Source organism: Neoakkermansia glycaniphila (genome assembly GCF_001683795.1).
Lineage (GTDB): Bacteria > Verrucomicrobiota > Verrucomicrobiia > Verrucomicrobiales > Akkermansiaceae > Akkermansia > Akkermansia glycaniphila.
The window spans coordinates 185459-206487 of the sequence record NZ_LIGX01000041.1; the positions used below are offsets into that span (position 1 = coordinate 185459).

At 59.9% G+C, this 21029-nt stretch carries 15 protein-coding genes and 1 tRNA gene; 7 read left to right on the top strand and 9 right to left on the bottom strand.

The window, feature by feature from the left end; translation table 11 throughout:
* The first annotated feature begins 22 nt into the window (after positions 1-22).
* Both AC781_RS12735 and AC781_RS12740 read left to right on the top strand, forming a co-directional pair.
* Positions 23-976: a phosphotransferase gene (locus AC781_RS12735; RefSeq protein WP_067777840.1), complete on the top strand. Its 954-nt coding sequence runs from the start codon at positions 23-25 to the stop codon at positions 974-976.
* Entirely contained in the window at positions 949-2286 is a 1338-nt protein-coding gene (locus AC781_RS12740) for a hypothetical protein (RefSeq protein ID WP_141675918.1), read from the top strand. Before AC781_RS12735 ends, AC781_RS12740 begins: the two co-directional genes overlap by 28 nt.
* Before the next feature lie 6 nt (positions 2287-2292).
* On the opposite strand, the gene ruvA is transcribed toward AC781_RS12740, so the two are convergent.
* Positions 2293-2886, bottom strand: a complete 594-nt coding sequence (gene ruvA, locus AC781_RS12745) for a Holliday junction branch migration protein RuvA (RefSeq protein ID WP_067777842.1) — start codon at positions 2884-2886, stop codon at positions 2293-2295.
* Between the two features lie 111 nt (positions 2887-2997).
* Here ruvA and AC781_RS12750 point away from each other — a divergent pair, with 111 nt between their 5' ends.
* The 4 genes from AC781_RS12750 to AC781_RS12765 all read left to right on the top strand — a co-directional run bounded on the left by AC781_RS12750 (position 2998) and on the right by AC781_RS12765 (position 7308).
* Positions 2998-3825 (top strand): hypothetical protein, encoded by an 828-nt coding sequence (locus AC781_RS12750; protein ID WP_141675919.1) that lies wholly within the window; start codon positions 2998-3000, stop codon positions 3823-3825.
* A gap of 64 nt (positions 3826-3889) precedes the next feature.
* Complete coding sequence (locus AC781_RS12755; protein ID WP_067777844.1) at positions 3890-5056, top strand: tetratricopeptide repeat protein; 1167 nt, start codon at positions 3890-3892, stop codon at positions 5054-5056.
* The gene (locus AC781_RS12760; RefSeq protein WP_067777845.1) at positions 5053-6429 is read left to right on the top strand and encodes a serine/threonine-protein kinase; all 1377 of its coding nucleotides are present in this window, start codon (positions 5053-5055) and stop codon (positions 6427-6429) included. Before AC781_RS12755 ends, AC781_RS12760 begins: the two co-directional genes overlap by 4 nt.
* 24 nt (positions 6430-6453) lie before the next feature.
* On the top strand, positions 6454-7308 hold the full coding sequence (locus tag AC781_RS12765; protein WP_067777846.1) for a hypothetical protein: 855 nt from the start codon (positions 6454-6456) through the stop codon (positions 7306-7308).
* A 117-nt stretch (positions 7309-7425) separates the two neighbouring features.
* Here AC781_RS12765 and glgP read toward each other — a convergent pair whose 3' ends face one another.
* The 3 genes from glgP to AC781_RS12780 all read right to left on the bottom strand — a co-directional run bounded on the left by glgP (position 7426) and on the right by AC781_RS12780 (position 11862).
* Positions 7426-9093 carry an alpha-glucan family phosphorylase gene (gene glgP / locus AC781_RS12770; protein ID WP_067777847.1) on the bottom strand — a complete coding sequence of 556 codons (1668 nt, stop codon included), beginning with the start codon at positions 9091-9093 and terminating at the stop codon, positions 7426-7428.
* A 148-nt stretch (positions 9094-9241) separates the two neighbouring features.
* Entirely contained in the window at positions 9242-10696 is a 1455-nt protein-coding gene (locus tag AC781_RS12775) for a glycoside hydrolase family 10-like protein (RefSeq protein WP_083077100.1), read from the bottom strand.
* 209 nt (positions 10697-10905) lie between these two features.
* Positions 10906-11862, bottom strand: a complete 957-nt coding sequence (locus AC781_RS12780; RefSeq protein ID WP_067777848.1) for a hypothetical protein — start codon at positions 11860-11862, stop codon at positions 10906-10908.
* Between the two features lie 264 nt (positions 11863-12126).
* Between AC781_RS12780 and AC781_RS12785 the strand changes: the two genes are divergently transcribed.
* Positions 12127-12813, top strand: a complete 687-nt coding sequence (locus AC781_RS12785) for a hypothetical protein (protein ID WP_141675920.1) — start codon at positions 12127-12129, stop codon at positions 12811-12813.
* Between the two features lie 417 nt (positions 12814-13230).
* On the opposite strand, the gene AC781_RS12795 is transcribed toward AC781_RS12785, so the two are convergent.
* The 5 genes from AC781_RS12795 to AC781_RS12815 form a co-directional block, all read right to left on the bottom strand.
* Positions 13231-13308: transfer RNA gene (locus tag AC781_RS12795), tRNA-Asp, on the bottom strand.
* Between the two features lie 136 nt (positions 13309-13444).
* The gene (gene fabD / locus AC781_RS12800) at positions 13445-14377 is read right to left on the bottom strand and encodes an ACP S-malonyltransferase (RefSeq protein ID WP_067777851.1); all 933 of its coding nucleotides are present in this window, start codon (positions 14375-14377) and stop codon (positions 13445-13447) included.
* Between the two features lie 82 nt (positions 14378-14459).
* Positions 14460-15410, bottom strand: coding sequence for a hypothetical protein (locus tag AC781_RS12805; protein WP_067777852.1), 951 nt, complete (start codon positions 15408-15410; stop codon positions 14460-14462).
* A 43-nt stretch (positions 15411-15453) separates the two neighbouring features.
* Entirely contained in the window at positions 15454-16719 is a 1266-nt protein-coding gene (locus tag AC781_RS12810; protein ID WP_067777853.1) for a WG repeat-containing protein, read from the bottom strand.
* Positions 16720-16749: 30 nt separating this feature from the next.
* Positions 16750-20853, bottom strand: coding sequence for an ankyrin repeat domain-containing protein (locus tag AC781_RS12815; RefSeq protein ID WP_067777854.1), 4104 nt, complete (start codon positions 20851-20853; stop codon positions 16750-16752).
* Positions 20854-21029 lie beyond the last annotated feature (176 nt).

Consider the following 21029-nt stretch of genomic DNA (forward strand, 5'->3'; position numbering starts at 1 on the left):
TTCCTGCTCGCCGAAGGAGGCTATGGCCGGGTTGCTCCGGGAGACGACGGGAGCCGTCGTTTCTCCGGACGATATCCGGACGATTGCCAGCGGGGCTTCCGGGCGTGCCGTGATGCGCTGGCATGACGGTGCGAGGCCGTATCTGGGGATTTTCTGGACGGCCGACCGCGCGGACAATAATTCCTTTCTCCCGGCGGCGCGGCATTTGCTGGCCTCCGGGGTGCGTGTGCCGCGCGTGCTGGCGGAGAAGTGTTTGGGAGTCGGAGTCGGGGTGTGCCTGGTGGATGATCTGGGGGACGATTCCCTGTTGTCCGCCAAAGAGGCCGATTGGGAAGTGGTGAGGAGCCGCTACCGCGCCGCATTCCGCGAGGTGCTGGCGTTGCATGCTTCCGGTGCTCCTGCTTCGTGGGAGCTGCAGCCTGCGTTCGATGAAGGGCTGTACCTTTGGGAGCAGGGGTATTTCGCCGAGTTTTATCTGGGGCGGCATTTGGGGAGGGATGCGGCGGCGTTTTGCCTGCTTCCGGCGATGAGGGATATGGCCGTGCATCTGGCGGAGTATCCGCGCTGTCCCGTGCATCGGGATTGCCAGTCTCAGAATATTCTGTTCCGCGACGGTTGTGCGTGGCTGATCGATTTTCAGGGGATGAGGCTGGGCCTGCCGGAGTATGATGTCGCCTCGCTGGTGTACGATCCCTATATGGGGCTGGCTGCGGCTCGGCGTGCGGTTCTGTTGCGCGACTGGGAGGATGTTTCCGGTTCGCCGCTCGACCGCGACAGGTTGGCAGGCTGTGCGCTCCAGCGTATTATGCAGGCGATGGGGGCTTTTGCGAATATCGGGCATAATCAGGGCCGGGCGTGGTATCTGGAGCAGATTCCTCCGGCGCTGGAGGCATTGCGGCAGGTGTGTGCGATGGAGGGGGTGTCTCCGTGGGTTCAACGCGTTTTCTCATGTCTGCGAAGCGAAAAGGTTCTGTGAACTGGCTCCGGTGGCTGATTGCGCTGGGTGCCTTGAATGTATCTCTCGGCGTGGCGATGCTGGTCGGAGGGTATGGCGATTCGTGGCTGTACGGTTGCTATAGGTTTTTGGGGAGCTGTTGCGTGTGGGCGGATCGTGCGGATTTGCCCGTGCATTTCCAACATTACGGCAGGCCGGCAGCGGAGGAGGAGATGGAGTGTGCAGTGGTGTGCGAGGTGCCGGGGCGCGTCGATGTGCTGACGTTTGAATCCCGTGAGCTGGAGGATGTTTTTCCTGCTTCGGAGGCGCTGCGCTGGGCGCTGCTGCTGCGCCACCTGCGGCAGGGCGGAGCCGGGTATGCGGCGGTGTCGTCTCCTTTCGATTGGGTGGGTATGCCCGGTGATCTGGAGCGGGCGACGTTGAGGTCGGAGGTGGAGGCGTTTGCCTTTGCCGGGTTCGGTTTGCGCGGGGAGTTGGCTGCCGGAGCCGTTCCGGCGCCGGTGGGGCTGGAGTCTTCCGCTTTGGATGGTGCTCAGGTGAAGGGGGATTGCAGCCGGTTGCCTGCGATGAACAGGTTGCTGCCAACGATGCTGTGCCGTGCCGATTTTCTGTTTCCTGTGCCGTGGGGGGTGGACTGGGTGGCCAATGACGAGAGGTTTTTTACGGAGTCCGGCCGGGAGCGGTCGATGCCGCTGCTGGTGCGGTGGAATGGGCGCGTGTATCCGACTCTTCCTCTGCGGCTGGTTCTGGCTCGCAGCGGTGCGGTTCCGGCGGATGTGCATGCCGAGGTGGGCAAGTGCCTGCGTATCGGCGGTGCGGAGTGGCCGCTGGATGATTGCGGCCGTATTCCGCTTCCGAAGAAGACGGATAGCAGGCATGTTTCTTTGAATGATGTGTTGAAGGTGATGGACGGGAGCGGCGCACAAGGCGCCGGAGTCGTGGTGGTGGAGGAGCGGACGCTGGAGACGCGGGGCCATGCCGCGCTGCTGGCGGATACGCTGTCGGCATTGACGACCGAGCGTCCAATCGTTCGCGAGAGGGTGGAGGGGAAGTTTTTGGGCGTGGAGCTGCGCGAGTGGAATCCCCTGGCCTACTGGGGGTGGGTGCTGCTGTTGCAGGGTGTGTTGATTCTGGTGCTGCCGCGTTGCCGCCGTTCGGTGCAGGTATGGTGCGAGAGGGTGGTTTGGGTGTCCGTGCCGGTGCTGGCGCTTGTGCTGCTGTGGCAGATGGTTTGGCTGCCGTTTTTCGGTCTGGCTGCCGGTGTGGCGTTCGCTTCCGTGATGGGGCGTTGCCTGCGGCCTCGGGAGGCACGGAATCCGGTTTGGAGGTAGGCTTTATCAGTTGAGGTTGCGGAGAGCGGAGCGGATGAGGTGGTCCGTGGTGGCCTGCGGTTCTTCCTTAAGGAGGGTGGCGATGGCCTTGCGGGCATCGACCTGTTTGAATCCGAGGGCGATGAGCGCGAGTTCCGCGTCTCCGGCTGCCTGTGAGGTGGTGCCCTGAGCCTGTGCTTCCCAGGTAGCGGCGAGTCCGACTTTGTCCTTGAGTTCGAGGATGATGCGTTCCGCCGTTTTTTTGCCTACGCCTTTGGCGCTGGCGATGGCGCGGGCGTCGCCGTTGACGACGGCGGCTTTGAAGGAGTCCACGTTCAAGCCCCCGAGGACGCTCATGGCGATGGCGGGTCCGATGCCGGAGACGCGGTCGATGAGGAGGAGGAAGATGTCTTTTTCGGATTCGGTGGCGAATCCGTACAGGGTTTGCGCGTTTTCGCGGATGTGCAGGTGGGTGCGGAGGGTGAGTTCCTGTCCGGGCAGGGGATTGAGTTTGTCGAATGTGGATAGGGGTACCTGGACTTCATAGCCGACGCCGTGCACGTCCAGAATGATGCGCTGGGGGAGAGCTTCGACGACTTTTCCGCGGAGGAATGCGATCATGGAGCGATTCTTCCACCGTTCCCGCGGAAAGGCAAGCGGAGGGCATGACAGTTTGTGTTTTGCGTTTCATTTTAGAGTTGGATTCGATGAATTATCTGCTAGAATCCCGTTGTGAGCGATGTAAATATCGAATGCCGGATGACGAAATGGTTCCTTGTGCGTGCCGTTTTGATGGGAGTGATGTTTTTCGGGTTCGGCGGGTATTTTTTCTATGATGCCGCGATCGGGTATCCGAGGCAGAACGAGGTGTTTTTTACGTATCAGGGGTTCAAGAAGGCCGGAGATGATTTTGAGGGGTACCGTTCGTCTCCCGGTGGCTGGGCCTCGCATGTGCGGGGAGCGGTGCTTTGGAAGGGTGTGGAGTCGGATGGCCGCGTTTCGGTGCCGGATGAGAAGGGCAATGCCTGCCTGTTGCCGGAGGGTGCGGCTGCAGCTCCCGCGTGGCCTGCCGTGCTGGCGAATTATGATGTGATGGTTTCCGGCGGCTGGTCTGCTGCGTGGAATGTCTATTCCGGGGAACACCGTCTGCCGTCGAAGCCGGGAGAGAAGCCGCACGATGCTGCTTCCATCCGCGAGCAGTGGATTGCAGGCGGCGTGTGTATGGTGTTCGGCCTGTTGTGCCTCGGCCTGCTGCTTCGTACGATGGGCCGCCGGATGTCTCTGTCCGGCAATGAGGTGTGTGCCGCCGGAAGGAAGTTCAGCGTGGCGGATATCAGGCTGGTGGATTTGCGCCAATGGAAGTTGAAGGGGCTGGCGAGGTTTACGGTGGAGAAGGACGGCAGGACGGAGCGCGTGCGTGTGGACGGGATGACCTACGGCGGTTTCGATAAGGAGCAGGGAGAGCCTGCCGAGCGTTTCATGCAGGCGGTGCTGGCCCTTTATGGTGGGGATGTGCTGGTGTACGAGGAAGCGGAGCCGGCCGAGAAGAAGGATTCGTAGTTCTGGAATGATGTCGGGCATATTCAAAGAGGTGGTGCGTCGAGCGGTTTCATGGCGTTTCGCCATGATGGCGCTTGTTGTGGCTGCTGCTTTTGAATTCGTGATTCTTGCGGTCGGTCTTGTCGGCCATATCCGGGAGGCGGAAAGTTCGAAGGACCGGGCAGGGGCAGTATCTGCCGTGCTGGTAAAGGATGTGGTGCGCCCGCCCGTGCGCATTGCTTCTCCGGTGGCGGAAAGCAGGCCCGTGCAGCCGGAGGCGGGCCTTTCCGTGACAGGCGGGGCGCAATTGAAACCAAGGAGTCTTGAAGAGATTCTCGGGGATGCTGCAGCAAAGAAGCCCGGCGAGGATGGGTCTGCGACTCCCGTGACCCATGGCGCTGCCGAAGAAGAGGATACAGGTGCGCCCGGAGGGGAGCAGGCGGATGCTTCTTCGGAATCCGTCCGGGAGTTGGTGCGTTTGGTGAAGGAGGCCCGTGTGGCGCATATCGCAGGCGATATGCGCGAGTGTATTCTGAAGCTTGAGGCGGCTTCCGCGATCAATCCCAAGCATCCGGCTGTGCTGTATTTCTTCGGCATGGCCTATGAGACGCTTAAGAATGTGGATAAGGCGCGTGAGTATTACATGGAGGTGTTTCTTCTCCGTGAGAAGGCAGGGCAATTTTTCGATAAGGCGGCTTTTCGCCTGAAGAACGGTTTTGAAACACCGGCTTCCATGCGCGGCAAGATGGCGTTCGGCCCCTGCCAGGTTACCCGGAAGTCGGATGCTGAGGACGGGGAGACGGTGGTTCTTCATTTGCCTGTTCTGCTGGCGCCGGGTGAGGAGATTAATAATCCGAAGGATGTGGATATCAAGGTGCAGTTTTTCTATCTGGTGAATGGGCGGGATATTGCCTTGGCCACCATTGCGAATGCGAGTATCCGTTTCATGAGTGAATCGGCCAATTGGACGGAAGGAGAGGAGATGCTGGAGGTGGTTTACCATTTACCCGTGCTTACCGATGAGGAACTGGCCGCTTACGGTGAATTGACGTATTACGGATATGCCGCCCGCTTGTATTATAAGGGGGAGTTGCTCGATTGTGAAGGCAGTCCTCGCACTCTGGTGCTGGTGGAGCAGAGGCTCAAGAGCGCCAGCCCCAATGCTTCCGAGGTGGGCGATGGAGTTTTCGATATGCCGACCGAAGAGGCCGTTCCGGTATCCGATTATATTGACGAACAAGCGACTGAATGATGTTTTCCTCTCTCCCCGTTCAACTTGGTGCTTATACATTGACTTCCGTTCTTTCCGAAGACGAGAGGACCGTGTCGTTTCACGCCGTGCAGACGACGATGGAGCGTGATGTGGTGGTGACGGTGCTGCGCCCCGAGTTTTCGTCGGGTGAGGGGTTGACGGATTTCGTGTCACTTGTCCGCGCGAAGGCCTCTATCCAGTACCATGCGATGGGGGCCGTGTATGAAGCTTTGAATACGGACGGTTACTGGTATTATACCCGGGAGTTCGTTTCCGGTATCCGGTTGCCGGAGATGTGTGCGGCGGGCAGGACGCTGTCCGTGGCGCAGTGCATTAAGCTGATTCGCGTGGTTGCTGATTCGTGCGATTATTTCGATGTTCACGGAGTGGAGACGATTCCTTTGACTTTGGAGCACTTTACGCTTGGAGAAGGTGATGTGTTCCGTTTCGCCAATCCCGTGAAATGCGGCGTGCGCGATTTGCAGACGAGCGAGTCTACGATGGCCGAGCTGGCTGTGGCGATGGAGCCTTTGCTGCCTGTGAACCAGCCGGGGCAGACGCGCATCCGTACGTTGTGCGAGTGGATGAAGAACGGATACGAAGGGCACATGCTGAAGTTGTACGAGATTCAGGAGACACTGGATACGATTGAGGCGCAGCTCGGTTCGCAGGCATCGGGCCCTGCCGACGCTTCGATTGCGACCCGGTTCGACTGGAGGTTTCTGTGGGCCAATCCACGGCACAGGTGGAAGGTGCTGGCCGGTGGCGGTGTGCTGGCGGCCTTGCTGCTGGTGCTGCCGTTCATGTGCCGGGGGGGGGCTTCATCCGATGCTGCTGCTGCCGTTTTCTCCGGGAAGGAGGAGAGTTTCGTCGTGTGGGATGGGGAGGCTGCCTACCGGGTGCCTTTGCGCGCGGTGAGCATCGGCGATTATGCGATTTTTCTTTCGTCCATCGAGAGGATGACTCCGATGATGCGCCGCAAGATGGAGGAAGGTATTCCAGCCGGAAAGAAGTATGAGCCGGACGATTGGGCGGCGATGTACAAGGCCGCCCGTACGAAGGGTACGTGGGCGGGGATGCCGCTGACGCTCGATTCCCCGGTGGTGAATGTGGATTACTGGGATGCGCTGGCTTATGGACGGTTTACAGGCGGGCTGCTGCCCGATAAGAAGATGTGGGGCGAGATTTCGCAGCGCGCCGAGGCACAGCTTCCTGTGCGCGTGTGGACGGGGTTCAAGGAGCTGGATCCTTCCCGGACGATGGATTTCGACCTGAGCCATGCGATTGATGCCGGGCACGGCGTGTTGCAGTATCTTCCCGAATCCGGCATGCGCAAGAAGGATCTGGGTTTCCGTATCATTTTCCCGAAATAAATCAACTCCAACCATACCAGAATCATGTACCATCGAAAGTATTATCCGCTGTTGGCCGTGTTCGGCCTTGTTTTGCTGCTTTGTTCCCAGGCGTTCGGGCAGATTGTCGTCGAATTGAAGGAGACCCGCCGTGATTTCATGGTGGGCGAGCCGGTTACGCTGAAGCTGACGCTTCACAATAATTCCGACGAGACGATCGCCCTGCGGGATATCGGCGAGATGCCGTGGCTTTTCCTGCGTGTGACGCAGCGCGGCGCCGGTAACCGGACGATTTCGCCGATCGCCCGCGCGAAGTTTCCGCCGATGACGCTGAAGCCGGGGCAGAGCTTGGCGCATACGCTGTCGCTGAAGTCGTTCTACAATTTTGTGGGTGAGGGTTCCTATTCATGTACGGCGACCGTGTGCATGCAGGATGGGAAGACGACGTTTTCCTCGATGCCTGCGCGGTTCGATTTGATCGGAGGCAGCGCATTGTGGAGCCAGCAGGTGCATGTGAAGGGGAAATCCCTGCGTCTTTCTGTGTGCTGTATGCACGTGGGCGGCAAGGCGTTTCTGTTTGGCCAGGTGGTGAACGAGGATACTCGGCTGGTAGTGGCGTCCGTGCCGCTGGGGCAGTTCCTGAATTTTGCCGCTCCCCGCTGTATGATGGATGGAGGCAAGAATGTGCATGTGCTGTTCCAGTCGAATACGTCGTATTTTACCTATGCGGTGTTTTCTCCCGCCGGTACGCGCGTGAGTTCGCAGTTGATGAAGCGGGCCGGCGGCGTGCCGATCGGGCTGGTGGCTACGGGTTCCGGCATTCAGGTGGCGGGCGCCGTGCCGTATGTGCCCGAGAAGGAGGCGGAAGAGGGCAGGAATGCGAATGAGCGTCCGTATTGACCGGACTGTCTGAAATGCGGCTTCAGGGCGTTGTCCGCCGGGTTGATTTCATGAAAAACGCATCCCCGATATGGTTCGGGGATGCGTTTTTGCTGCCGGGTGAAGGGGTGCTTCGCCTCAGGCGTTGTAGAGTTTGGTGTAGTATTCGTCCGCCATGCGGTCGGAGTCGAATTCCGGGCTGATGTCGCGCATGGAGTTGAAGACGACGTCGTACCAGCCTTCCTTGTTGTCGTAGTACAGGGGAAGTACTTTTTCTTCAAGGATGGTGTAGAAGTTGTCGCGGTCGGAGCGGTCGCGCGCTTCTGCGGAGAGGCCGGGCTTGGCTTCGGGGATGATGAAGCAGTTTTCGCCGTCTTTTTCGAATTCGCGGATCCATCCGTCGTTCGTCGAGATGGAGACGGAGCCGTTCATGGCGGCGGACATGCCGGAGGTGCCGGAGGCTTCGCGCGTGACGACGGGGTTGTTGAGCCACATGTCGGAGCCGTTTTTGAGGAGGCGGCTGAGGCCGAGTTCGTAGCCCGTGAGTACGGCGCAGCGGGCATAGCGGCCCGTGAGGCTGTTCAGGCGGTTGAAGATTTCGACGGCCTGGTAGTCCGAGGGGTAGGGTTTGCCGGCCCAGATCATCTGTACGGGGCGGTTGGTGCGTTGGAGCATGCGCTCGAAGCACGTCGGGTTGCCCGTGATGAGGTCGGGGCGCTTGTAGGCGGCGAAGCGGCGCGCCCAGACGATGGTGAGGGTGTCCTGGTCGAAGACGTGGCCCGTTTGTTCGCCGACCATGCGGAAGAGGTCTTTCTTCAGGGAGCGTTTGCGGCGGTCGAATGCGGTTTTGTCGTTGGCTTTGAAGGCTTCGGCTAGTTCGGCATCCTGCCAGTAGGCGCGGTTCTGCGCGTTGGTGATGGAGGTGATGGGGCAGATGCCGGAATAGCTCGACCACATTTGGCGGGCAACTTCGCCGTGGAGTTTGGATACGCCGTTGGCGATGTGCGAGAGGCGCAGGGCGGCGAGGGTGAAGTTGAAGGTGTTGTCGTGCAGGTCGATGGATTTGCGGACCTGTTCCATGGAGAGGCCGTCGAAGAAGGAGAAGGATTCCATCAAATTGACGTCCATTTTTTCGTTGCCCGCTTCTTCCGGCGTGTGGGTGGTGAAGACGAAGCGTTTGCGGACTTCATCGACGTTGCCGCCGTTTTTGGCGAGCATGTGGAAGGCTGCGGCGAGGCCGTGGGCTTCGTTGAGGTGGTAGATGTCCGGTTCGACGCCGAGTTCTTCGAAGAGGCGTGCGCCGCCCTGGCCGAGGAGGACGTATTGGGCGATGCGGGTGAGGCCGTTGGAGTCGTAGAGCCTGCGTGTGATGTTGCGGCTTTGTTCGTCGTTTTCCTCGATGTCCGTGGAGAGGAAGAACATGGGGGCCGTGCCGAATGTTTCGGGGCGCAGGAAGTAGGCTTTGACCCAGACGGGGGCGTTGCAGACGCGGATGAGGAATTTGATGTTGTGGTCCTCAAGGAAGTTGTAGTTTTTCTTGAGGTATTGGACGGCCATGGAGCCGTCTTCGGCGCGCGTCTGGTTGTAGTAGCCGTAGGTCCAGAGGATGCCGATGCCGACGAGGTTCTGCCGGAGGGCTCCTGCGCTGCGCATGTGCGAGCCGGAGAGGTAGCCGAGGCCGCCGGAGTAGATTTTGAAGGAGTTGTCGATGGCGTATTCCATCGAGAAGTAGGCAACGCTTTTGCCGTACTTGGGATCTATCTCGTATGGATGCTCGAACAGTGTGGGAAGAAAAGACTGTGCCATATGGAATCTATTGTTAATCATTCGCCGCCGGATGCAATCAAGAGTCCGGCAACGAATCAATGTGACGATAGCACGATCTGACGGGAAAGGAAAGGGGAATTTTGTGAAGATGACGCGCTTCTCCCGAAAGGCGTTTGTGAATAAACAGTTAGCGGGTGACGCTGGCAGCCCTGCCCGTGTCTCCGTATGCGGAGACGGCACGCACGGCGAGAGAGTCCGCCTTGCCGACGAAGGATTTCGGCAGGGTGACGTAGGTTTGGCCTGCGGGGAGGATGCAGAGGGTGGCCCAGCGGCTGCCGTAGCGTGCCTGTACGACCCATTTGCGCGCCTTGCGGTCGGCTGCAGACCATTTCATGGCGACGTAGTTCCCCTGGTCGCCCGCCGCGAGGGAGGGTTTGCCCGGTATGTCGCGGCCGCTCCACGGCATGGAGGGGGGGACGGCGGCAGAGGTGTAGCGCTGGGCGAGTACTTTGGTGATGCCGCCGCGGTCGCTGCCGATGGAGTTCCAGCTCCAGAAGAGTTCCCCGGCAGAGGAGCGGGCAAGGGAGCGGGCGTAGTCGATCTGTTTGCCGATTTCGGAGGCCGTGCGCGTTTTGTCTTCGGGGCTTTTGATGCGTGCGGAGGCGATGCCCGGCCAGACGGGGCGAGAGGGGTTGATGGAGCTCCACCACTGCATGAGGGCGGGGAAGCTGTGTTCCGCCTGGTCGCAGCGCCAGTAGAGTTGCGGGGCGAGGTAGTCCACCCAGCCTTTGGCGAGCCATTTGCGGGCGTCGCAGGCGAGGTGTTCGTAGGCGTTGACTCCGGCGGTGATGCCGCCGGGATAGCCGGGCTGCCAGATGCCGAAGGGGCTGATGCCGACACGTACCCAGGGTTTTTCATCCTTGATGTCGCTGTAGAGCTGGGAGACGAAGCTGTCGATGGCGGCGCGGCGCTGGGAGGGAGTTTTGCCGTCTGCGATGTTGTTGTGCGGCGGGTAGGGGTAGAAGTAGTCGTCGAGGTGGACTCCGTCGATGTCGTAGCGTTTGACGACGTCCATGATGACTTTGAGGACGTGGTCCTGCCCGGCGGAGCTGGAGGGGTTGATGACGAGGGTGCTGCCTGCCTTTTTCATCAGGTCGGGCCTTTGCAGGGAGATGTGCCCCCGGCCGACGGAGTGGGAGATGTTGGCCTTGGCGCGGAAGGGGTTGAACCATGCGTGGAGTTCGAGGCCGCGTTTGTGGGCTTCGGCGACGGCGAAGGCGAGGGGGTCGTAGCCGGGGTTGGCGCCGGGGCCGCTGAGCCACTGGCTCCACGGTTCCAGAGAGGATTTGTAGATGGCGTCGCTGTTCGGGCGGACTTGCAGGATGATGGCGTTGAGGCGCAGGCGGGCGGCGGTGTTGAGGATGCCGATGAGTTCTGCCTGTTGCGAGGCTGCGGACATGCCGGCCTTGGAGGGCCAGTCGAGGTTGTAGACGGTGGCTACCCATGCGGCGCGGAATTCGCGGGAGGGTTCCGGCACGTTTTCGTCGGAAGGCTGCCATGCCTGGGCGAGGGCCGTTCCCAGCGCGGCAGCGGTGGAGAGGGTGCGGGTGATGGTGTGCAGGAGGCGGCGCAGCGTGGTCATGAGCGGGTCGTATCGTAATAGACGGGTTGCATTTCCGTATGCCATGCGACGTACATCCATCCGGCCAGAGCCAGCAGGATGAGGATGGTGACGGCAAGGAACGTTTTCATATCGGAAATCGCGGTGAGCTTAACGCGCCGTTCTCTTTCTTGCAAGTCCTTATTGAGGCACCGGATGTTGTTCGCGGATGGGAGGCGGCGCGGTGTTTGCTAGCGGATGGGGATGGTGAAGTCCATGGTGTCCTTGCCGCCGATGCCGGGGAGGTTTTCCGTTCGGCGAATGGTCATGGTTCCTGCCTTCCAGTCCCAGCTAATCAGGCTCCATTGGATGTCATATTCGCCGGGCGTCTGGAAGATGCAGGCGGGGGTGTTCGGTTCGTGGTTCCAGAGGCCGCCGATTTTGTAAAGCAGGAGGCGGGAGATGTGGCCGTCCGGATGGTCGATGATGATGAAGTGGTTTTCCTGCGGCAGGGGGATGAGTTCCATGTATCTGTCGTTTTGGAGGAGTTCGACGGTTTCTCCGGCTTTCGGCGTGTACATGGCGACGGCTTTTTCGTCCTGCAGGATGAGGGTGATGCCGTAACCGGGGCGGATGATTTCCAGCAGCCGGATGTCTCCATCCCTCGGCAAGGCTCGGGCTTCGGGATGTTTGTCTGCGTATTCCTTGCGCAGCGAGGCGGCGATATCCGGTTCCGGTGCGGGGGTGGCTGCGGGTTGGAGTTTGTCGAGGATTTCATCGACGTCGCGCGGGTCCATGTCGCTGATGCCGTCGGCCATGGTTTGGAGCTGGTCGGGTGTCAGCCGGCATGCGTAGCTCGTGTTTTCCGGGGTGTTGACGGTGAGTTTGCGTTTGTCGCTGCGCTGGTACCATTTGCGTGAGAAGGTGATGGGGAGGCCGTCGATGTGAATGGTGGTTGTGATGTAGAGCAGGTCGCAGGTGCAGGGTTTGCCGTCCTGTTCAAGGGTTTTGGCTTCCGGTTCGATGGTTTCGACGGTGATGGTGGCGGGGATGTTTTGTGTATCGCGTTGGGAGCCTTTGGCCACCGGTCGTTCGAGGTAGGCAGAGATTTTGGCTGATGCGAGCGTGGGAAGGTAGTCCGGTTCTTCCTGTGCCTGAAGCGGAAGGAAGAAGGCACAGATCGCGGCAAGCGGGAGGAATGTGTTCATGGATAAACTGCGACGAGTGTATGGCTTTTTCTGCTGGTATTCAAGCCTCATGTTGCGCAGTCTTTTTGAAGAGAGGAAGGATTTGTCAGTTGATGGGTTTGTTGATATGTGATGATTTATCCATCATACGAGTATCGGTTTGTCGTTTCAAATAGGAAACGGTTTGCCGGAGGTCCATGCTGAGGGATTTTGTTGTTGTGGTGCATTTTTGTGATTGCGTCCGATTCGGTGCGGATGTATTTTGATGATATGTTAAACTATTCCATGAAATCATTGTTCTTTTTCAGTACGTTGGTGCTCGGTGTTTTGCCGGGATCTGTTTCCGGAGAATCTGCCCGGGTGGAGGCTAAACCTGTGGCTGCAGTGGACGCGGCTGCCATGGCGATGACGTTGGTGCCGTTTCTATCGGTGGATGTGCCTGACCGCGGCGTGTATGGGCAGGTTCGGCAAGTGCTGCTTTGTACGACAGACAATCATGAAGGTCAGCCGATGGTGTTTGTTGTCGGTATGGCGCAATATCGGGGCGGTTCAGTGAGGCCGTTTGTGCTGCAGTCGTTTCCGGCTTATCCGGATTCGTGCAGGATGGAGCTGGCCGATGTGGATGGGGACGGAGAGCAGGAAGTTCTGATAGCCTCGGAGACTGGAGCAAGTAGTTACTGGCTGCGTGTTTATGCCTTGAATTCTTCCAGTCGGCATGTCTCATCGGCTGATCGGATGCTGGGTGAGTTGTTGTGTGTTCCCGGTGCGGAATATTCGTTGGAATCGAACGGGGTGCTGCGGGTGGTTGCACGGGGAGGGGAGAATCCCCAGCCCGGAACAGGAGACGGGTATCTGCCAGATATTACAACGCGATACAGGTTTGAGGTGAAGGACGGGAAGAAGACGGCGGTTCCCATTTCTGGTGATGTTCCGCCAGCGGAAAAGGATGAGGTGCGGGATTCTGCTTCCTGATGGTTGCTGTTGTTTGCCCGGTTGAATTGTGTGCGTATGTGTGGTTTTGGGAGGGGGCGTTCCAAGCGGGAGATCGAGAGGTCTTCCGCTGGCGGTCGGAGGCGGCCGTTCGCTGAGTTGATCAGGGCGGTGAAGTGGCTTGGTGTTGCCGTTTTCTTCGGTTTTTTTTGCAGGGCAATATGGTGGCTCTGGGAGTTTTTACCGGGGGCTGCAGGTTATGTGCTTTTCGCAGGGCCGATGGTTGTGTTGGGTGGTGTTTGCCTGGTAGCTTTGGGAGTTGCGGCTGCCAGTGTGTCTGACTGGTGGCGTTCCGGCCGGACGAAGGATGTGTGATGTCGACCGGTGGGAGGAAGGGGAATTCAGGGCAATAAAAAACGGCTTGCTGTTCTGCAAACCGTTTCAAAATTGAGAGGAAAGTGGCGAAGCGGACGGGGCTCGAACCCGCGACCTCCAGCGTGACAGGCTGGCGCTCTAACCGAACTGAGCTACCGCTCCACATTCCGTTGTTTCTTTGTACCTTGCGCTGTGAGGCGTTCGGTGCGCAGAGATTACACGAAAGCGATACGTTTAGCAAGAAAAAAATTGAAGTTTTCTTTCATTTTTTTGTATCGCTTTCGTGCGTCTCTGATTATCAGGCATTCATCGCCTTGAGTTGCTCGACGGCGGCAAGGAGGCTCGGTACGTCTTCGATGGAGATGACGGTGGCGTCTTTGCAGATGCGGCCCATCATGCCGGCGAGGGTTTTGCCCGGGCCGAGTTCGATGAAGAGGCGTTCGCCTTTGTCCGTGAGGTCTTGCATGGATTCCGTCCAGCGGACGGAGCCGCATACCTGTGCGCCGAGGACGCGGCGGATGTCGTCGGCATCCGTGACGGGACGGGCTTCGTAGTTGCAGTAGACGGGGGTTTCGGAGAGGTTGATGTTGAGTTCGGCGAGTTCGGGGACGAGTTTTTCCTGAGCGCTTTTCATCAGGCGGGAGTGGTAGGCTCCGGCGACGTTGAGTTTTTTGGCGATTTTGATTCCGGCTGCCTTGGCTCCGGCGATGGCCTGGTCGATGCCGGCTTCTTCTCCGGAGAGGACAGTCTGGCCGGGGCAGTTGTAGTTGGCTACGTCGATGCCGCAGTCTTTGGCAAGCTGGGCGGCGGCTTCATCGCTGCCGCCGATCATGGCGGCCATGGTGCCTTTGGTGGCATTGCAGGCTTCTTCCATGTAGGCGCCGCGTTTTTGGACGATGCGGAGGCCGTCCGCAAAGCTGAAGGTGCCGACGGATGCGTGGGCGGTGAATTCTCCGAGGGAGAGTCCGGCAGCGGCGACGGGTTCGATGTCGACCATTTCCTTGAGGACGGCGAGGCAGGCGAGGCCGTGTACGTAGAGGGCGGGCTGGCAGTAGCAGGTGCGGGTCAGCTCGGCGTCGGGGCCTTCGAACATGATGTCGGAGAGGGAGAAGCCGAGGGCTTCGTCGGCCTGTTCGATGAGGGCGCGGGCGGTCGCATACTGGTCGTAGAGGTCTTTGCCCATGCCCACTTTCTGGGCGCCTTGTCCTGAGAATAAGAGTACTGCTTTCATGTGTTGAAGAGTTGGGGAATTCTAGCAGAGTTGCAGCGTGCAATCAAGGCTAATCCGGCTCCGGGGTGCGGGGCTGGCGATGTCAGGGTTTCCAGGGCAGCCGTTTGCGGACGATGCGTTCGAGGGTGCGGCGGTCGTTTTCGTCGGCGCATTGGAGGTTGCCCGTGGGTTCGATGTCGGAGATTCTGATGCTGTGAAGTTGGCGGCCTTGTGGATCGTAGAGGTTGAGTTTCCACATGGTGTCTGTGCGGTAGTCCGCGTTTTGCGGTTGCCTCGGCTGCATCCGGCTCAGGATGTTTTTGATGGTTTGCGTGTCTTCATGGGAGAAGGTTGCTTCTCCATGGCCTTCCCGGCCTTCCATTCTGAAGTTCGGGATGATGTGGGCGGTGGTGATGGTTGATGTGGATGCAAGCGCGGTGCGGAGTCGGTCGATGGGCGCGGTGTCCTGTTTGAGTGAGAAGGTGAGGTTGCGGACGGCGTAGGGATCGATGCCGCCCCATGCGATGTATGGTTTGATGTAGCCTTTGCCGGGTGAGGTGAAGACGAGTTCATAGGTGGCGGGGCCAGGCATGTCGAGCATGTTGTTGCGGTAGCCGGAGGTGATTTCCGCCGTGTTGGCTCCCGTTTTGCAGTAGGTGGTTTCGGAAGAGATCGGTCCCGAGTCGTTCGGGTGTTTGTTGTTCGGGTCGGTGATGGCGTAACGGATGGAGTCCATGTGGCCATACGGGAACGATTCTTCGGTTTTTGTGCCGGGTTTGCCCGTTTTCTGCCAAGGGGCGTGAGGTTTGATGCGTTTGAGGTCTCGATCGAAGTAGTTCCAGTAGGTGTCGGAGTTTTCGTTGCGCCTCCGGATGGTTTCTTCGCGGGAGTGGTCGATGGTGACGGTTTTTCCGGTGATGTCGTCGGGGGCGAATCCGGGTTTTGCCGAGGCGGCAGGAGGAGGGGAGACGGTGCGGGTGATGGTGTAGAGGGGAGCGGGGCCGGTGCAGGAGGCGAGGCCCAGCAGGGCGAGGAGGAGCGGTATGTGTTTCATGGGATGGTTGATGGCCTGTATGGTTGCGCGGAAGGGTGAGTGTTTATGCGCCGATGGATTGCAGGTATTGGCGTTCGGCGGGAGCTGTGTAGTGGATTTTGTCGATGATGAGGCGGTTTTCCTGATAGTGGCCGTCGAAGCGGATGTGGAGGATGTGCGTGTTGCCGTGTGGGGGCTGGCGTTCGAGTTCGCGTTGAAGGTGGGGCGGGAGGGGCGAGGTCAGGATGATGTGCTGGCCGGGATAGCTGTGTTGCCGGGGTTGTTCGTCTTGCGAGAGTGTGACGTGCCGGAGGTCCAGCATGTGGTTTTTTTCGTCGTAGGAGAGGTGTCCGGCTGCGGTGAAGGGTTGCAGGTGCATGGCTTCTTCGGTGGTGTATTTGATGCGGTCGTATAGTTTGCCGATGATGCTGTGGAAGGTGCGTTCGTCGTCCGTATCGGCAAATTGGAGGGAGCCATGGGAGCCCAGGGAGGTGGAGGGCAGGATGTAGAGAGGTTCTCCTTTTTTGTTCGTCAGGGTGAGGTTCCAGAGGCGGTCGGTTCCGAATGTTTCGCTGGAGGCCGGGCGGTATTTCATGCGGGAGAGGATGGTTTTGACGGTTTGCGCCTGTTGTTCCGGCAGGGCGCGGCGGTTGTCTTTCGTGTGGGAATACGGGATGTCGGTTTCGAGGGTGAGGGCGGTCGTTTTTTTGATGAGGGTGCGCAGCCGCTGAGTCGGGTCGGTGGAGGTGTCGAGTGAGAAGGTGAGGTTGCGGATGGCGTAGGGAGCGATGCCGCCCCAGGCGACGTACGGTTTGATGTAGCCCCGGTTCGGTGAGGTGAAGACGAGTTCGTAGGTGATGGGGCCGCCCTGGTCGATCGTATGGCTCTCGATGTATTCGGTGGTGATTTTGGCTGTGTTTTCCCCGGTTTTCGTGTAGGTGGTTGAGGATTTGTCCATCACCGGAATGTCCCATGCAAAGTGGGGTGGATCATTGAGTACCCGTTCGATTGTGCATTGGGAGCCGTTGTCGAATTCCATGATTGTGAGCGGGGAGTATGTTTCCAGCTTACGCCATTTCGCGTTCGGTTTGACTTGCGTCCAGTCGTCATTGAAATTTTTTTGGATTTCTTCATATAGGGGGGAGGCGATGATTTCGCCTTTTGTTTCGTCGATGACGAGTTGCATGCCGGTGATGTCGTGCGGAGCGAATCCGGCTTTTTCCGAGATGGAAGGAGGCGGGGAGACGGTGCGTGTGATGGTGTAGAGGGGAGCGGGGCCGGTACAGGAGGCGAGACCCAGCAGGGCGAGGAGGGTGATGGCAGTTTTCATGGGAGGGTGGCGTTTGTGCCGCGATGGAGGTTATTCGTCGGCGTGGTTTTTGCCAAGGATCCAGCCAAGTTCGGGATGGTTTTCCCAGTATTGGTCGAGGATGGGGGCGATGGTGTGTTCTGGGAAGGCTGTGGCTCCGTGTTTGAGGAGGAGGGTGGCGATGTCCGGCCGTTGGTAGAGTGCGGCGAGGGTGAGCGGGGTGTGGCCTGTTTTGTCCGCAAGGTTGGGGTCGGCTCCTTGCGCGAGCAGGGCGTGGACGAGGCGGATGTTTTGTTCGCGGCAGGCTTCGGTGAGGGGGCGGTTGCCGTGGTTGTCCGCCGCGTTGATGTCGGTTCCGTATTTCCGGAGGAGGGGGATGACGGTTGCTGTCTGTTCGTGCATGGCGGCGAAGGCGGGGGTCTGGCCGTCGTTGTCCCGTGCGTTGAAGTTTGCACCGTGTGCGGCGAGGCAGCGGATGACGGCGGGCCGGGCGTTGTCGCAGGCATGGAAGAGAGGGGTGCGGCCGTGTGGGTCGCGGGCGTTGATGTTTGCTCCGAGGTGGAGGAGGTAATGGACGAGAGCCGGGTTGCCGGAGGCGCAGGAGATGGCGAGGAGTTGTTCTTTTTCCATGGTTGCCTGCAGCGGGAGTCCTTTGGAGGCGAGGTGGCGGACGAGTGGCAGGTTACCCGCCGCGCAGGCCGGGGTGAGGAGGGTGGTTCCGGTGCGGGTGATGGCGTGCAGGTCTGCTCCCGCTTGTTCGAGCAGGGCGAAGATGGCGGTTTGGTGCGGAGCGCAAGCGAGGTAGAGGGCGGTAGCTCCGTCGTTGTTTTTGCTGGCGGGGTCGGCTCCGTGGCGGAGGAGGGTGCGTATGAGGTCGGGGCTGGCGTTTCGGCAGGCTGCCATGAGCGGGGTTTCTCCGGAGGGGCTGTGGATGTCGGGCCGGGAGCCTGTGGCGAGGAGTTTGCGGACGAATTCGGTGTCTCCCGTGCGGCAGGCGTGGATGAGGGTTTCGATGCCGTCCGGCGTGGATGTGTCTGCGATGGCTCCGTGGTCGAGGAGCATGTGGGTGATGGCCGGGTTGTAGGTGCCTGTTTTTCTGGCGTTTCCGATGTGACGCAGCAGGTTGTGCCGGCTGTTGACGAGGGTGCGTGCCTGTTGTTTGCCGGTATGCCGGAGGAGTTCGCGGACGAGTTCTGTTTGGCCGTGGAGGACGGCGAGGTCGAAGGGCGTTTGTTGTTGTGCGTTGGGTTCGGCGAGCCGGAGTCCTTGTCGGATGAGGTGAAGGGCGATGTCGGTTTTGCCCTGCGTGCACGCTTGGTGGAGGAGGGTGTTGCCAAGGTTGTCGCGGGTGCGGATGTCTGCTCCCTTGGCTATGAGGTGCTGGACGAGAGGGAGGTTGCCCCATGCACAGGCGATGGAGAGAGGTATGTCGTGCCTTTCGGAGAGGTGGTTGATGTTCGCCCCGTGTTGAAGGAGGAGGTCGACGGTGGGGATGCTGCCGGAGGCGCATGCTGCGAAGAGGGGCGTTTCCCGATGGATGTTGACGGCGTGTACGGGTTCTCCGCGTGCGAGGAGGAGGCGGACGAGTTCGGGAGATCCGGCACGGGCTGCCCGGTGGAGGAGTGTGTTTTTCTCTCCGGAGTCCGGTGCCGGATGCCATTGCGCTCCTTGAGCGAGGAGGTAGCGGATGGTTTCCATATTGCCGGAGGTGCAGGCGGCGGCCATGATGTTGCGTGAGCGGGGGATTTCTCCATGCCTGTTGGCTCCTTCGTGGATAAGATGTTTGACGAGGAGTATGTTGCCGGAGCTGCATGCTGCTTCGAGAGGGGTGGCGCCTGTGGCATCCGGGCAGTTGATGGAGGCGTGGAGGGTGTCGATCAGGTATGCGGCGAGTGGGAGGTTTCCAAGGCTGCAAGCCCATGTGAGGGGTGTTTCGGATGTGGGGTCGTGCGGGCGGATGGGGACGTCGATGGATGTCCCTGTGAGGATTGTTTCTTCGATGGATGAAGCCGGGGAAGGGTATCCGGCGTTGTTGTTCTGCGGAAGGGTGTAGATGCGGGGAGGAATCATCCATGAGGGTAGGGTGTTTTCCGGGGTGGGGAAGTAGCCGGGGATGTATGCCACCGGGCGAATGCGAAGTTGTTTGCGGTCGGTGAGGCGGATGATGATGGTTTTCGCTTGGCGGCGGAGGCGGTGTATGGTAGCTGCGATGTTTCCGGCCGGTTTGTATTGGTTGATGGCCGGGAGGTTGTCCAGCATGGGGCGGAGCAGTGGATTTGCGGCCATGTGTTCGGCGACGGTGGGGTCGTTTGTGGGGGGGTAGGGGTTTGCTCCGTAGGAGAGGAGTATGTGGATGGTGCCAGGTGAGTCGGGGTTGTAGGAGAGTGGGGTGTTTCCGTCGTTGTCGGGAGCGTTGGGGTCGGCTCCGCAGGTGAGGAGGAGGAGGGCGACACGGTTTGCGGAGATGCTGGCTGCATGGTGCAAGGCGGTTTCGCCTTCAGGGGTGATGGCGGAGACGTCGGCCCCATGCTGAAGGAGGAGGTGGAGGTAGGGCAGTTTTTCGTCGTGGCAGTTGTTCTGGAGGAGGGTGGGGGTGTGCGGATCCGGGGTGAAGTCAGGATCGGCCCCTTGCTGGAGGAGGTACGCGAAGGCGGGGAGGTTGCCGTGTTCCATGGCGATGGAGAGGGGTGTTTTGCCTGCATGGTTGGCGATGTCGGTGGCGGCTCCGTGCCGGATGAGGAGGGCGGTTATTTCGAGTTTGTCGTCGCTCGTGCAGGTTTGCATGAGGGGTGTGTTGCCTTCGGGATCGCGTTCGTTGGGGTCGGCTCCCCGGCGGAGGAGGTGGGCGGCGGCGGTGGAGTCGCCGCTTTGGCAGGCTTTGTGCAGGGTCGTGATGTTGTCGTGTGAGGCCTCAGGCGGGGTGCCGAATGTGGTTTCCGGGCGTTGAGCGGGAGGGACGGAGGTTGAGATGTGGCTGGATGTCCTGCCGGTGTTCCACCGGAGGGATGGGGTGATGAGGTCGAGGGCGGTTTGGCCGTTTTTGTTGAGGAGCGAGGCGTTCGCCCCCCGGTGGAGTAGGGCGAGGGCGGCCGCGGGGTGGTTGTGCCTGCTGGCGAGGTGGAGGGGTGTGTTGCCCGCTTCATCGCGCGCGTGGATGTCTGTTTTCCGGTCGAGGAGGTAGTGGATGAGGGAGATGTGGCCGTTTTGTGCGGCGAGAAGAAGGGTTTCTTTGGCGGAGAGTCTGGGGGTGTCGATGGGGTATTTTTGTGCAATGTAGTGGTCGATGAGGTGGCTGTGGCCTGTATAGAGGGCGGCGGCGAGGCGTGTTTTTTGAGGGTCGAGGTTGAGGTTTTGTTGTTGTTCGAGGGTTTCGAGGTGCTGGACGAGGTTGAGGTTGCCGCTGAAGATGGCGGCGTCGATGCAGGATGTTTCTTCCGACCCATGGCCGGTGATGTCTGCTCCGTGGTCGAGGAGGAGGCGGACGAGTTCGAGGTTGCCGGTGTAGCAGGCGGCACAGAGGGGCGGTGCTTCTTCGAAGGGTTCAATGTTGGGGTTTGCCCCCCGGGAGAGGGCCATGCGGACGAGTTCGACGTCTCCGCTGGCGCAGATGTAGTGGAGGTTGCTCGAGAGTTGTTCGGTAGTAGGCGGGGTGTTGAGGGAGAGGTAGTGGCGGATGGCTTCCGGGTTACCGGATAGGCAGGCGTAGCGGAATGTGCTGTCTTCGGTCTGATAGTGCCGGGTGGAGGTGGCTCCTCGGGCGATGAGGTGCCGGATGAGGGTGAGGTTGCCTGTCTCGTATGCTTCCTGAAGCGGGGATGGGGTGTTGTAGGATGTTTTGTTGACGTCGGCATGGTGCCGGTCGATGAGTTCGGCGACGAGCTGCATGTTTTGTTCCCGGATGGCGCGGGTGAGGGCCGTCTGGTGAGGTAAGATGTGGTTTTGCTGTGCACGTTGTCCGTATGCTTGGTCGACATGGAGTTTGCCCTGCCGGATGAGTTCCATTTGGCGGTTCAGGATGTGGGCATCGGATGCGAAGTCGGGTAGAGGAGATTGTTCCATGAGGGGCCACGGCGGGGCTGGTTGGAGGGCCGGATCAAGGGATGAGGGCGCGGTAGAGAGACCGGCCAGCAGGGCAAGGTGCAGGAGGATGCTCATGGGATGGTGAGGGGGGTGAAGGAGGCGGGGCACAGTCGATTCCGACCGATTTCGATTCTATCCGGGTTCGGGCTTGCGTGTCAAGGTTCCAATCCGGTATTTTCGGATAACATTTTTGTGATAACATTTGAACGGATGTGCAGGGTTCGGGGTTTCATTGTTATGCATGAGAAGAG